Here is a 14317-nt window from a genome sequence, read left to right on the forward strand (position 1 = left end):
AGATGGAAGCTCGCCTCTCAGGCTGGAACCGACCTCACAGCAGGCGGAGTCCCTGGAAGCCGGAACCTCAGCAACCCCCACTTCAGGAACAGCTATTGCGTTCACCACAAGCTGCCAGACTAGCACAACATCAGCCGTGAGGGCGAGAAAAATGGACTCAGCCGGGGGATTCTGCGAGTGTTCTGCTTGCAGAATGGCGACTTTGAGACGTGCTTTTCGGCTCAAAGCGAGCTGGAAGACCGCTTCTCAGGCTTTCAGCGTCCTACCCCCAGCGTTCCAGACCATTTTTCTCGCCCGGTAAGGCGCACGCGGAGAGCTAGTCTTGCGCTTGTTTGTGTTTACGGATTTGGTACCAGATGACACCCATGAGGCCGAACAGGATCGGCCCCACCAGCATCCAAACCGTACTCTGCACGTCGCCATTTTCCAAGATTGGTTGGAGCAGCGTGAAGACGTTGGCGCCCAAGACCACGATGAAGACGACCCAACTGATGACGGTCGTCCAAGCCGGTGACTTGTAGACTTCGAATGGCTTCATGATGTCGCGGTTGTGCTTGAATTTTGGAAAGGCGTAGACCAGGAACAGGTACGGCAGCGTCATGGACACGTTGGCCATCAGGGTCAAGATGTTGTAGAACGCTGAGGCATCGCTCGAGGCAAACGAGGCGACCAGGATAATCACAATGACGACGGCACATTGCAGCATCATTGCGTAGCTTGGCATGTCGTTATCGTTCAGCTTGGTAAACTTTTTCGGCCACATTGATTTTGGCGTCCCCATGATCAACGTTTTCAATGGTGAGTACGTTAACGTGAAGAAGGCCCCGGAGTAGGCTAAGAACATCCCCAGCCCGGTGTAGCGCGCGAACCACAGGCCAATCGTGGTGCTGGTCGCGGCGCTCAGGCCCATGGACTCACCCAGTACGTCACCTAAGTTCCGCATCATAACATAACTAATATTACCCATGTTCGTGGTTGGGTCGGACAGAACCTTTTGCCAGTTCGTGCTAATCCCCCAGCACAGAATTCCGATGGCGTAACCCAGCGTGATGACAATCGCGGAAATCACAATCGCTTTGGGGAACGTCTTTTCCGGGTTCTTGGTCTTATCAACCATACCACCCAAGACTTCCAGCCCACCGTAAGCAAAGATAGCAAATACAGCGAAACTCATAATGCCCATCGGTTGTTGGTACCCGGGATGCGGTGAGTGGAGGAACGTGTTCAGTGGTTGGGCAAATTCGCCGTGGCGTAAGGCCAACACGACACCGGAAACGACTAACAGGATGGCATTTAAACTCATAACCGCGAGCCCACCCAGACTGGTGATCCGCACGATGCCCTTGACCCCTTTGATTGAGACCCAGGTGACGAGGACCATCCACAGACACGACAGAATCCCAATGACTTGGGTCGCATTTAGCCCAGCAATCGCGAAATTCTGGGTCTGGTCGCTCCCGAAGAAGGTCGTGGTAAACGGAATCCAGACCTTCGCTGACGTGGAAACCAGCCAGATGATGTAGGACGCGAACCACATGAAGGTCCCAATGAAGGCGAACTCGGGATTCACGCTGCGTTCCAGCCACTGATACATCCCACTTCCTTCGTCGGATTTAATCGCAGCCCCATATTCCGCCATCATTAACGCAAACGGAATGAAGAACAGGACGGCAGCAGCTAAGTAAAATAGAATCGATGAATACCCCATCAAGAAGTATGCCACCGTACTATTGGCGAAGCCGAAGACGGTCGTAAAGATCATCATGACTAAGGCCATTAAGGTGATTTTACTGTTATTATTATCAGCCATTATTCTCTCCCAAAATATTTTCTACCGCCCACTTGAAGGCGCTTTATTTATTTTAGATGAGAGACAATACATTCCCGTGGTAATTTACTAACAAGAAGATAAATTTTTCGTGTGATAAGTTGGCTTTTTCTCATGTATCACCGTTGTTTCCCGCAAAGCCGCTCGTTTTCCGGCTACTTTGTGGGGAACCTTTAAAAGCAAAAAGCTCACCAACCACGTCATCCGTGGCTAGTGGGCTTCATTAATGTCGATTTAGTTAGTCGATGCTAATCTTATGGTCACCGGCAACCTCTGTTTGCTTAGGCAACGTCAAGGTCAGAACGCCAGCATCGTACATTGCCTGAACGGCTTTCAAGTCAATACTTGGCAGGTAGAAGGAACGCGCAACGTTTTGACTGCTGCGTTCTTGACGGAGAATCCGGCCATCGTCATCCTTAGTGGATTGGTTGACTTCAGACTTGCCAGAGATTCGCAACGTGTCATCGCGGTAATCGACGTGGATGTCATCCTTCTTGAAACCAGGCATTTCCGCCGTAACCACGTAGTCCTTATCGTGTTCCACAACGTCGGTCTTCATACTACCGTCGCCATTAAACATATCGTGGCCCAAATTGCCCACTTCGTTAAAGAAATTCGTTGGATCAAAGAAATCAAAGTTCCGGTTCATAACATCGTTAGTCATAATCAATAACCCCTTTCTGCTTTGCTTGATTACATTTTCTATAATAGTCAGTATTGGTCAGAATTGCAAGTAATTAGCACTCACACTATTAGAGTGCTAATTACTTGGCTTAATCACTGATATACCGGCTTTTATATTGAAAATATAATAGTCTTCATCCGCAGAAAGGTCAATTTATTTGTTCAAAGGTCAAAGGATGTCGTTGTCGCGTAACTTTTTTAGTCGGGGTACTATGATTGGCTTCAATTTTAAAAGGATTGCCATCTAGCAGCAATCCTCCGGTTATAATTTCTTTTATTCACGCGTCTCCGGCTTCACAGCCAACCGTCATTATCAGTCAGGGGCATCGTATTATCTATCGATGTACCGCGAACGACCTGATCGGGTACCAGTGGCTGATGTTCACGTTCTTGCTTGTCTAGCCTTTGTGCAACCAACTCGTCCTGTTCCAGCTCAAACAGCTGATCCTGCAAGGCTGCATTCTCATTCACCAACGCCTCATAATCCGCAACGCCCAAAACCACGCCCACTGGCTGGTCATGGTTAAAAATATAGACCCCTGTTCGCTCACGTTCGGCCTCTTCAAAAAGCTTAACCGGTGACTGCTTCAACTCAGCTAAACTACTGACTGGCACCTTCATTGTACGCATCCAAGCACATCCTCTCCCCGCTATTATCCTGCATCCCCGGCAACAGTCACAGCAAAGTGCCTCACCCCAACAAAAAAAGAGCAACCGGCGCCTGCCAGTTGCTCTCCCGTAAGATATTAGTAAGTTTCTTGTTGAACCTCTTGGAATTCCCTCTTCAATCCACAAATTTTACAGTGCCAACTGCCATCTAAACCGTTGACCCACGCTACAATCTGTGATGTTCCTGATGACGCTTAACCCCAAAGACCATCTCACTAATACTAAATCTAAGCTCGAGAATGCCACCACCAAATAATCATGCCGAGCCAACCAATTGCAGTAACCCACAGGAGTAACCGTGAAATTAATCGGGGCTGATAATGAAAGGTAAACGTATTTTGACCAGTACGGCTCTGAACCGTTGCTAGTCTGAGGGTTTGCTTGGGATTGTTGCGATACTGAAAGGCGTGCCCGTTCAGCACAGCTTGTGTGTTACGGTACATGGCGACCGGCAACGTTAATGATTGTGCCTTCGTCCCCGTCCACCGAAGCGTTGTGCTGTGCCGCCCAATGGTTTGGTGTAGGTGCGGACCGCCACGGTGGTAAAGCACATGGTCCAGTTCCTCGTACGCCGCAAAAACATTATCAGTCGGTTTGTAGTTTGGCTGAAGCGGTAAATAGTCTGGCGTTGATTTTGTCGCGAGCGTTAATGGCTTAGCGAGATTGGAACTGTTAAAGGCTGTCCGCAGGTTTTCGAGTTCCTTGGTGGCATACTTCTGCGCCGGATAGATAGCTCGGGGGACCGCAAAGATTTGTTGTGTATGTTGGGTGGTCGAGTACCCGTTGACCCCTATCAAAAGTACCCCCAGTCCGGCAATTCCCAGTCGCAGGAGGTTATTCCAACCGCGACCCAAGATCGTCGTTGATAGCAACTGACCGTCAGCGACCAACAACAGTACCGTCCCCACCGCCATGAAACGTGAGGGAAACTGAATGAAACTGATGACTGGCAGCAAGCGAAAAATGGTGTCCCAGGGCAACAGTACCGACGAAAGTACATAGAAACCGGTACCGAGACTAGCCGTCACCTTGGTCGAAAAGCTTAATTTTCGCCAGCCAATCAAGAGAATAACCAGACTGGCTACCAGCACCACCAGAATCAGGTAGCGCGAGCGGTGTAGGACCAACACGTTAAAGGCATTTTCACCTGGATATTTGACCTGACCGACACCTAAGATCCGGTTGCCCATAAAAATCTCTACCAGCCCAGCAATCACGTTGGCACACAGGACCAGGTACAACAGAATAGCCTGCCCTATTTTCAAGAGAAAGTCGCGGCGATTCGGTAACCGGCGAACCGCAATGATTGCGTAGAGCAACAACATCAGCGCAATCTGGGCAGCCGAAATCAAATGCGTCTGTGTCAACAGCGCCATCACGACCGCCGTCTGCCAAATGTTAATTGGGTGCTCACGATTTTCAAGCATTCGGACGCCGACCATCACCCCTAGAGGCATCAGTGCAGCACCCCAGCTCATGAAGGATTGGCGGATATTCCACATAATAATTTGATAGGTAAACGGGTAAAGAATGGCAATCGCCTGCGCTGTCAGGTTGGTCACCCGGCACCGTCGCAACGCAACGTACATGCACTCGGCAGCGACCACGCTGAGAATGACGCGGGAGAGGACTTGATACTTCACGTAACTTCCCGCTAGCAGGAGCAAAACACCATTCAGTCCCGCAGCAAACGGACCATAGATTGAATTGACCATCCGGCCCATCCCCTGGTACTCATAGGGTGCAACAAAATAATGAAAATTCAAATGTTTTAGCTGCATGGCGATGTCATAGAAGCGGTTAAAGTGAAAGAGTCCATCGACACCCAGAATGGCTGATTGACTGGTCAGTTGTGGTAGAGCGGCCAGAAATGATAACGCAATCACAATTAAAATAAAGATGTGGTGCCACAACCAGGTTCGGACCGGATGTTGGGCTGGTAAAACTGACATAGAAATCCTCCTTGTTGAGCGGCTAGCGGCAAAGAAAAAGAGGGCCTTCACCCTCTTCTTTGCGTCTTCTTTCCAACTAATCTGGTAATTTATAATTCAGCTTATCGCTAAACGAGACCTTACCACTACGCAGAACGACCGCATTACCGGAAGGAATATCCGTCAGATTATCATTCATCGTATTCCACCACCAAGTAAAGTTAGCTAATGCATGGTGATACCGTTTCCCCTTTAAATTACCGTAGTAATCAACATTCATGAAAATGCCCTCCGTCACATCTCCAACTTCACCAATTTTGGGAGCAGTCTGAACACTAGCGTACTTATGCCCTAGGATCTTCGGTATCGTCTTCTTGTAGGTTACCTTGCCGTGCTGATTCTTCCGTACAAGGTAGGCACGGGTACCGCCTTGAGGGGTCAGTTTCGTGTAGAACTTGGTCGTAGTCCGATACCGCTTATGAAAGGCCTTCCCTGTCTTCAATTGATAAACAATTGCGGTGACTTTACCTTTCTTCTTAGTAACCGTCACCGTGGCACGCGTCGTTTTATCCTTGTACGTATGCGTGCTGGCCGAAGCCGTGGTTACGACCAAGAAGAATCCTGCCATAACGGCCAAACTGGTCAGCAATAGTTTCCTTGTCATCCGTTTCATCATTTCGACCTCACCCTTCGTTAGATTCGACCGTATACTTTAATTTCTGCCCGTCGAATCGCGTAACACCTTTACTCGTAATCGTATAAGTATGCTTTTTACCTTTTAACTTGTACGAATAGGTTAACCACTTACCTTTGACATTATTCTTGATCGTTGTTGGCACGTTACCATACTTATTATCGTAAATCGTATAGTGCTGCGTCCGGCCGTTCTTGATATGCTTCACGACGCTGTGTTCTCCTTTTTTTTGAGACGAATAAGCCAGCTCTAATTCATCATTTGTATATCGAGAGGCCTCAACCCCCGTGTATGAATAATTTCCATCTGATTCTCTCTCATACGAACGCAAAACAAAATCAGCGCTAGTCACAAAGGAAAAAGAATGTCCCGCATTTTCCGCCTGAAATTTGATTGGCTGTCCTAAAATCTCATTTATCCACATAGCCTTGGGCAAATCACTGTCGCCAAAGTTCGCTGAGTAAGTGTAGAACATGGCAGAAGCGTACGCAACGCTACCAGGTTGCTGTCCAAAAGCAGACGTACGCATCCATCCGACTAATTTATGCGTCCCCTCATGATTAGCCCGGTATGAGTATTTATAAACGCGATAATACTTACGACCGTTAATCTTAGCTTCAGCCAACGGCCAATAATTAGCCGTCACCTTGGAACCATTCACCCGTCGCAATAGCTTTCCTTTGCTAGAATAAACACCGGCAAGATTAGGTTTACCCGTATCTTCGCGGTAGTTCAGTAAATCAATTGGGTAGGGATGCTGCCACTTGTGTATGTAATGAACTGCAGCGTTTGCCGTCGTTGGTGTTTGAATTAGGCTACCACCTCCAACTAAACCCATTAAGCACAAAGCTAATGGCCAAAATTTTTTCACGATATCCATCTCCTAAAGTTTTTCCTGATTACTATAAGCCGAGCCTGGTGACTTAATCACTAGTGAATACTGGTAAGAATACCAACGTTGGTACGGTGCAGATGCATTGTGCGAGAATTGTTCCATGACTCGGTAAGTCCTGCCTCGCAGCTTGTGGTGCGTTGGTCGACCGATAAAGACGGTGTTAATAATCATTCGCTTATAATGGTAGTTCTGAACCGGAAATTTAATATACTTGGCCTTGCCCTTTGTTAACTCGTAGAATCCTTGTTCTACTTTGTAGACATGCAAGCGTTGACTCTTCTTACCATGATTAAAACTGTACGTCCGCTTCTTCGTTCTGAGCCGACCATCTTGCCCAGGAACATCTCCCTTAGGCCCTGATGACGTATAGACATGGTACTTGGTGACGTGCACCTTGATGTAATACTGTCGATAGTTTTTTTCGTTTGAATTGTCATACCACGTTCCCCGAATGGACTTAGGATTGTAGTGATAGACCTTTGCCGACACCGTTTGTGGGAACAGATAGAACCCACCCACTATTGCAACAACTAGTGCGAACCATTTTAACCGCTTCATGAAGTTGCCTCCTGATTTTTTAAACCGAGTACTAATAAAAATCACTCCGAGCTTTGTCTAACCTGCGTAACCGCTAATACCGTTTGAGAATCATGCCTTGATACTTAATTCTATTCTTGGAAATATAAGTAAATGAGTTTGTCGTCCAGTGCCCAGCTAGCGCATAGGAATAGATGTGGATCCGATACTTATGGTGCCCAAGTGCTTTAACTCGTGGCTTGCCATACGCAAAGATCCAGCCAGTCGCGCCTATCACTGCTGAATCATAACCATTATTTTTGACACGTATACGAACCTGTTTATTTCGCCAGTGACCCCAAAATTTCTTCGGCATTCCTGAATGATAACTAGAAGCCTGAGCAGTCATTGGCGTTAACGCCGTCGTTGATAACGTCAGGGCTGCTAACAACGCAGCCGTCCATTTTAATCCAGAGCGCATTAGAAAAACCTCCTACGATTTCATTTAATCTACGGACAAAATCCCCAGTTGCTTAACGTTACCGATGCCAAATCGTCAAAGGATCATTCGCATCCCCTCGCATACCGTGATACATCTTGTGCCCTTTAATCCAGTACGGCGTCTGCTCGAATAGATCAAGTCGGTTAACGGTATATTTCTGGCCGCTCTTAAGCACCTTTTTGAAAGAAATGTGCGTGGTATAGTGCGTCCCCTTGGGCGCCCAATAGATGTGATACTTCGTAATTTTGGTTTTATACCGACCCCGAATCCAAACGTGCCGCAACGCTTTAGGCATCCCGTTGACCGTAGTATCCGCATTGGCCGTGGTGGGTGTTGTGTTAATCAGTAATACGGCAACACCTAACATTAGTAATGTAGTTAGTAACCATTTAATTTCTTTCATTGTCGTGCTCCCTTTCATTTACCAGTATCCTAGCTGTTCCGTCAGCTTTGCGCGCTCGATGTTCCGTTGCGACAGAACTCCAGTGTCTATCCCTCGATTTCCCGTACGGCTAATAGTGATAGTAGTAGCTAGACGAGACTTTTTTACCTGGTGCGACTGGTGAGACTGGCTCGCAGCGTAATGCTGTTTTACCATTCCGCTTGACCCGCTGCCAACTTGGCCACATATCTGAATAGCTCTGACCCACAACATAGGTCTGATGCTTACCAAACTTTGTGATTGATAAGTCGCTATACCAAAGACTTTTCTCTTTAACTCGTTTGGCCACCTTAAACGTCTTACCCGATAGACTAAACCAGTTCTTTTTACCAGCTACCTGGCTCTTAAACTCCCATTTAGTAAAATTAACCTTATCGTAACCCCTCTTCTTTTTATCATAATGCCGCCAATGCCCTCGCAAAGTCTTCGGAACGACCGTGTAATGCTTCGTCACTGCTTGTGCTGTCACCGGATTGGCATTAATTAGCGTTAGTCCACCAACCATAGTCAGCATTAAAGTCAATGTTATCCAAAACTTTCTCATCAGATCAAATCCTCCTTATCACCGCAATAGGTTCACCATCTTTGCGGCTTTATCATTCACACAAATAAGTTGGGGACAACTCGACTGTCATCCACCAACTCTTTGTGTCTTACTTAACGCAAACCTTTAATGGCAACCTTCTTGATGTACACGTGTGCCCGGTCCTGATGCATGGCCGCGGCAAACGGTGCCGTTTTACCCATCGGACCCGCCACACCAACCATCCCGGTGTACAGTGCCGCGTACCGGTGCCCCTTGAGGGTGTAGGTACCCCGCTTGTAGCTCTTCCACATATTACTGTTGGTCCAGCTGACCGTGTACCAGCCATGACCATTGTTAGTCAGGTTCACGGCATGCTTCGTCGTCGAGCTCTTAACCAGCTTGTAAGTTGACGTTCCTTGAGACTTCCCGTAATGCCAAGTGATCTGTTTCATCGCTCGCTTGGTAAAGGTCGTCTTGTAGCGATAGTGCTCGGTATCCCGGTAATACCAGGTGCCACGCATCTTCTTGGGAAATGTCGTCGCGGTTTTAGCAGCCGCAGCCGTCGTTGAAACGTGGGTCTGCATCGCCACCACGCCGAAGCTTAGAGCGGCTAAAATGAGTCCACTCTTAATCACTAAACGGTTCATGTGCTTGCCCCCTACTTAACGCGCTGATAGCGTAGGCCGGAAAGACTGCTATTACCTTTAATACTTAACAGGCCCTTCTTCAGAACAAAGTACATTTTAACGTTCCTTTTGTCTTCGAATACCCGCCCCTTGACGATGGTACTAATGTTCTTAAAATGAGTTAAGACCGTGTAATGGCCCTTAGACGTCTTCTTATATCGCGGAGACAAGTAGGTATCATTGCTGTCCATCTGCTTGATAATAAATTTATTATTCGTCGCCTTGAAATGCTTCACTAAGCCAACGCTCTCGTTGGACAGCTTCCAGTGATCCTTCTTGGGAACAACCCACTTTCCCCGAACGGCTTTGGGCATCCCCTGATGGTATGTTGCAGCTTGCGCACTGGTCTGCGGTTGCGTGACAGCACCCAAGGTCAGTCCCAGTATGACGGCTACTGTTGTAGCAAATACTTTCCTCATGGCAATTATCTCCTAACGTTTACCGAACTGAGGCTTTGACCGTCTTGGTAATCGAAGCATATTTACTACCATTCATCCCACCAGCATTGACCTTCAACGTCTTAGCTTTAGGAGCATACACCTTCAGCTTAAACTTGTGTTGTCCATTAATTTTCACGATTTTTTTGCCACGATATGTCGTGATTTGGGCACGATTAAAGTTCTTTGTCTTAGCTAGGGCAGCATTCGTTAATCGGTTATTCGTGACCTTACCGAAGATGATGACATATTTACCAGACTTCTTAGCATCAATGCCATAGACCTTATTTGCCTTTGCGACCGGTTGAACCTTAGTAACCGTCCTACCATAATCACTAACTGCTGTGGCAAGGCCATCTGCGAGTTGAATTGCAGCTGCAGCTCGATCATCCATATTGGATGTTTTTGATTTTGCTTGATAGTTATCTAATGAATCCTGAGCACTACTACTTAATCGACTTCTGAACTGCTTGTAGATACTCGTTAAGCCATTGTAGTCAGCTTCAAAATCTGCCGGCAGAAAGTTGCCGTCATCGTCTTCCTCGTTAGAAAGACTATAGTGATAACTGCCAATGGCCTCAGCAAATGACGTAGCGTAATCATTACCTGTATAGGCTCCCAAAGGGTCAGACTTATATTGACTAACAGTATCCAAGTCAACCTGATCCTGCATGTTCGATGACCCATTAAGGGCGGCCTTACGTATAACTTCAACATCACTCAAGAACTGACTACGACTAACCGTCTTCGCCTGAGCCACAACGGTTTGCGTCAACGGTACATTGCCATTAGTTAAGAGATCTGCACCACCAAATAAGGCCAATGCAGTTACTGAGGTTAAAGCTGTTCTTACGATAAATTTATTCATGTCTATTTCCTCCAAAGTTTATGTCTAAAGTGAACACTAGTTACGCCGCCGAAAAGCTGCCCGGAACCAAGCAAACGCCGCTGCTGCAACAATGATGAGACCACCGATGATAAACAGTTGGTGATGGTAATCACCACGTTTAGCCGTCTGCCGACTCGTCTGTGGAGCTGCTGTCTGCTTGGTATTCCCGTTGGTCTGAGTTGTCTGCTTAGCCTTAGAGCGCTTTGCATCAGCCGTCTTAGATGCGTCCACCTTCTTCGTAGACTTGGCTGGTTGCTTCTCAGACGATTGCTTGGTTGAACCCGGTCTAGTTGCCGCCTCAGCAACCGTCTCTCCCGTCGCTTGGCTGATAGCCTTTGTAACGGCTGGAATAATAACAGTCAGTGCTTTGCCATCTGTCACATTCGGGACAAAGCCCATTACTGAGGTGCCCCGGTAAGCCTTTGAGTGGGACGTTTCTAACGTAAAGTCTCTTGCCGTCTGTTGCTTAGTGGCCAATTGTTTAATTGACGTTGCTTGTTTCCGCGCCAATTTTTTCTTGGCCAAACGATTCCGCTTGGTCGTGGTCTTGGCGGTAGTTGGACTCTTTTTAGTCGCTGCCTTCCGCTTGGTTATCTGCTTCGTACTTGGCAACGTCTCTGGTGTTCCCACGTCGCCAGCAGGTACTGGTTCTGTCGTAGCCGTTGTCGTGGGACTAGTCGGACTCACCGGTGTCGTGGTCCCGGTTCCAGGGTTATTGCCCGCAATCAATTTGTCCAAAACTTGTTGCCGCACCGTGTCAATATTCTTCGTTGCCTGTATCTCAGCCTGCTGAGCAATTGTCAGCTTACCATTGGCTACTTCCAGGTCTGCCTTAGCCGCTTTCAAATTCTGATTGGCCTGATCCAAGTTCTGCTGGGAAGCGTCAGCCTTTGACTGTGCGACAGTTAAATCTTCAGCGGCCGATTTCGCCTGGTCTGTCGCCTGATTCAAGGCCGCCTGAGCTGCTGTTAAGACGTCTTTTGCTTTATCAAGAACCGCCTGTTGCGCCGTCACCTTTTGAGCTAGCTGGTCTTGCGCGGATTGTGCAGTCGATGCCGTAGCATTAGTCGCTTGGCTCTTCTTCTGCGCCGCGTCCAATTGACTTTCAGCGTCCGTAACGGCGCCCGCTGCATCCGTGTAGGTAGCTAGTTTGGTCTGCAAACTAGTCAACTGATCATTGTCGCTTACGACGGTTGCTTGCTGGGTGGCCAACGTCGTGTTCAGGTCGCCGAGTGTCTGGTTAGCGGCAGTCAGCGTGGTTTGGGCGGTCGTGACAGCCGTGTTGGCAGTTGTCGCTGCCGCCGTTGCCGTGGCTACCAAACCGGATTTGGCTGTCGCATCGCCCTTTTTGCTTACCAATTCTGTCTGCAAACTCGTTAATTTATCGGTTGCTGTGGTTAACAAAGCCTGCTGCTCAGTAACGGCTTGCTTTGCTGAGGCGACCGTATCAGTGGTCGTCGTAACTTTACCCTCAGCCGAACTCACTTGGGCGTTAGCGTCTGTCACTGCCTGGTCAGCTGTCTGCTGGTCAGACTGTGTCTGGGTTAAGTCTGCCTGTGCAGCCGTCACAGACGCTGTCGCTGTCGTCAACGCTGCCTGTTGGCTACTCAAAGCTGTTTTTAAATCATTAACCTTTTGCTGAGCTGCAGTGGCGTCAACCACTGGATTGGCAATGATGGTTGCTGCTGACTTGTCAAAGGTAACAGCACCGCCAGTGGGCATGTATGCCTGACTATCAATTGCCAACTCGAAATGAAGTTGACCAAGAGTATCAATCGAAATGCCAAAGTATTGGTTCGTATATGCATTTTTGGAATCGGCCCCTGCTAGGGTAATCAAATGGCCTTGTCCAGATAGACTATCGTTAAATACCATGTCTTTGATACAGTTGTAAATACTAGCCTTCACATCATCTAAACTGGTTGCCCCAGAAAGATAGCCTGCACTCCCAGCGCTCTCATAATAATTACCACCGTCATTGAGTCCGTATTGCTTTGCAGCGGCTTTAATCGCGGAATCATCATGGGCCTTACTGGCAATGTTCCAATTGTCAGCGTCGTACCCCGCCGCAATATCCTTAGCAAAGCTCATCATCGTCGTGTTGATTGTTACTTGTGGTTGCCCCAACTGTGTTCGAATCTGATTAATCAGGGTTGCCGTGTATTTAGCTAGATCTTGATACTGAGCATCAGTCAATGATGCCGAACTCGTGTATGGAATTGCTTTATCTACCGCGCTCGACTGATACTTATTGCCCTCAGCTGCCGGTTCCATAGTCGCTGCAATGGCGTCCAAAGCGGTGGTCCTCGCCGCTTTGGCATCCGTGTAAGCCTTCAGCTTGTCGGGCGCGGCACTACTAAGCTGATCATCCGGTATATAGTTTTGGCCATAGGTATCATTGAGCTTAGCCATCTGCTTAAGCTGATCTGCCGTCAAACCTGCTGGTACCGTAATCGTATTGACCACTGGCACACCAACTTGAGCAGCATCCAAGTCTTTCTGAGCGGTATCAACCGCAGTCTGCGCTGTCTGTTGGGTCCCTTTAACAGTCGTGACAGCTTGTTCAGCGGTCGTGACGGCATCCGATTTAGCCGCAGCGTCTTTCACTGCAGCGGCAGCCGCCTGGTGTGCGGTTGCTAAGTCAGTTGCCGCTTGCTTGGACGCAGCTTCGGCATCCGTGACCGCTTGTTGGGCTGTCTTTAAGTCTGTGGTTGTACCGCCAACGCTAGCCTGTTGATTGCTAACGGCCTGCTGAGCCGCGTCAACTGCTTTATTGGCGTCCTCAAGTGTCTGCTGGGCTGCGGTGACGGCAGCAGCCTTATCCTTTGCTGTTTGCTGAGCGGTAGCTAAATCACTAGTTGCCGAATCAACTTTTCCGGATTGGTCTTGGATTTGGTTCTGCATATCCGTAACTGCCGCTTTGTCTTGGTCCAGTTGCGTCCCTTGTGTCGCAATATCTTGCTTAACCTTGTCGATATTCTCTTGGGTCGCATCGGCGGCGTTAGAATTGGCCGTATCCAAATTCTGTTGCGCTTTAGCAGCCACATCGGCAGCGTCTTTAGCTGCTTGCTTAGCAGCATCCGTTTGTACTTGGGATGCTGCACTAGTCTCCTCGGCCTGCTTTGTTGCCGCATTCGCCGCATCCACTTGGGACTGCGCCGAATCGACAGCTGGCTTAGCGCCGGTGACCGCAACGTCTGCAGCAGCCTTATCCTTGGCGGCCTGTTCAGCTGCCGCTTGAGCGTTTTGGGCTGCCGTAGTCTGTTCATCGACTGATGTCTGACCGGCATCTACGGCTTGTTGACCAGTCGTCACAGTAGTCTGAGCATCTTTCGTAGCTGCTGTCGCCTTCGTGGCCGCATCCTTTGCCGCTTGAACTTCCTTAGAAGACTCCACCTGTTGATTCAAAGCATCCTGGGCCGCTTGATCCTGACTTGTCTTATCATTCGTAGCTGGCAGGGTATCGGCTTTGACATCGACACCGCCCGTCAACATCATTCCTGCTAAGACAGCTGCGGTCCCAGTAATTACTTGAGTTGTTTTTTTAATCAAATTAATCTCCCCATATCGTGAAATTTTAATTTAATCAACTTATTGTCCGCTTATGCACTATGTAAA

14 protein-coding genes are annotated in these 14317 nt (G+C 48.3%); all 14 read right to left on the reverse strand.

The annotated features are described in order from the left end of the window. Positions 1-316: 316 nt before the first annotated feature. The gene (gene yjeM, locus EKM99_RS10780; protein ID WP_125583429.1) at positions 317-1810 is read right to left on the reverse strand and encodes a glutamate/gamma-aminobutyrate family transporter YjeM; all 1494 of its coding nucleotides are present in this window, start codon (positions 1808-1810) and stop codon (positions 317-319) included. Between the two features lie 256 nt (positions 1811-2066). Further along, entirely contained in the window at positions 2067-2492 is a 426-nt protein-coding gene (locus EKM99_RS10785) for an Hsp20/alpha crystallin family protein (RefSeq protein ID WP_125583430.1), read from the reverse strand. Between the two features lie 314 nt (positions 2493-2806). After that, a complete protein-coding gene (locus EKM99_RS10790; RefSeq protein ID WP_125583431.1) occupies positions 2807-3142 on the reverse strand; it encodes a type II toxin-antitoxin system Phd/YefM family antitoxin in 336 nt (111 codons plus the stop codon). A gap of 266 nt (positions 3143-3408) precedes the next feature. Further along, complete coding sequence (locus tag EKM99_RS10795) at positions 3409-5133, reverse strand: hypothetical protein (protein WP_125583432.1); 1725 nt, start codon at positions 5131-5133, stop codon at positions 3409-3411. A 76-nt stretch (positions 5134-5209) separates the two neighbouring features. Then, positions 5210-5776, reverse strand: coding sequence for a hypothetical protein (locus EKM99_RS10800; protein WP_225419839.1), 567 nt, complete (start codon positions 5774-5776; stop codon positions 5210-5212). 19 nt (positions 5777-5795) lie between these two features. Then, on the reverse strand, positions 5796-6677 hold the full coding sequence (locus tag EKM99_RS10805; RefSeq protein ID WP_125583434.1) for a hypothetical protein: 882 nt from the start codon (positions 6675-6677) through the stop codon (positions 5796-5798). 12 nt (positions 6678-6689) lie between these two features. After that, positions 6690-7259, reverse strand: coding sequence for a hypothetical protein (locus EKM99_RS10810; protein WP_125583435.1), 570 nt, complete (start codon positions 7257-7259; stop codon positions 6690-6692). A 73-nt stretch (positions 7260-7332) separates the two neighbouring features. Further along, positions 7333-7698, reverse strand: a complete 366-nt coding sequence (locus EKM99_RS10815; protein ID WP_125583436.1) for a hypothetical protein — start codon at positions 7696-7698, stop codon at positions 7333-7335. A 58-nt stretch (positions 7699-7756) separates the two neighbouring features. Next, entirely contained in the window at positions 7757-8122 is a 366-nt protein-coding gene (locus EKM99_RS10820) for a hypothetical protein (protein WP_125583437.1), read from the reverse strand. A gap of 109 nt (positions 8123-8231) precedes the next feature. Further along, complete coding sequence (locus EKM99_RS10825; protein ID WP_125583438.1) at positions 8232-8705, reverse strand: hypothetical protein; 474 nt, start codon at positions 8703-8705, stop codon at positions 8232-8234. 113 nt (positions 8706-8818) lie between these two features. Continuing rightward, entirely contained in the window at positions 8819-9334 is a 516-nt protein-coding gene (locus EKM99_RS10830; RefSeq protein ID WP_125583439.1) for a hypothetical protein, read from the reverse strand. Between the two features lie 11 nt (positions 9335-9345). Further along, complete coding sequence (locus EKM99_RS10835) at positions 9346-9792, reverse strand: hypothetical protein (RefSeq protein WP_125583440.1); 447 nt, start codon at positions 9790-9792, stop codon at positions 9346-9348. A gap of 19 nt (positions 9793-9811) precedes the next feature. Continuing rightward, entirely contained in the window at positions 9812-10633 is an 822-nt protein-coding gene (locus tag EKM99_RS10840) for a hypothetical protein (protein ID WP_125583441.1), read from the reverse strand. Between the two features lie 81 nt (positions 10634-10714). Further along, positions 10715-14251, reverse strand: coding sequence for an SEC10/PgrA surface exclusion domain-containing protein (locus tag EKM99_RS10845; RefSeq protein WP_125583442.1), 3537 nt, complete (start codon positions 14249-14251; stop codon positions 10715-10717). Positions 14252-14317: the final 66 nt, after the last annotated feature.

Origin of the sequence: Levilactobacillus cerevisiae, from assembly GCF_003946245.1 — a bacterium.
GTDB lineage: Bacteria > Bacillota > Bacilli > Lactobacillales > Lactobacillaceae > Levilactobacillus > Levilactobacillus cerevisiae.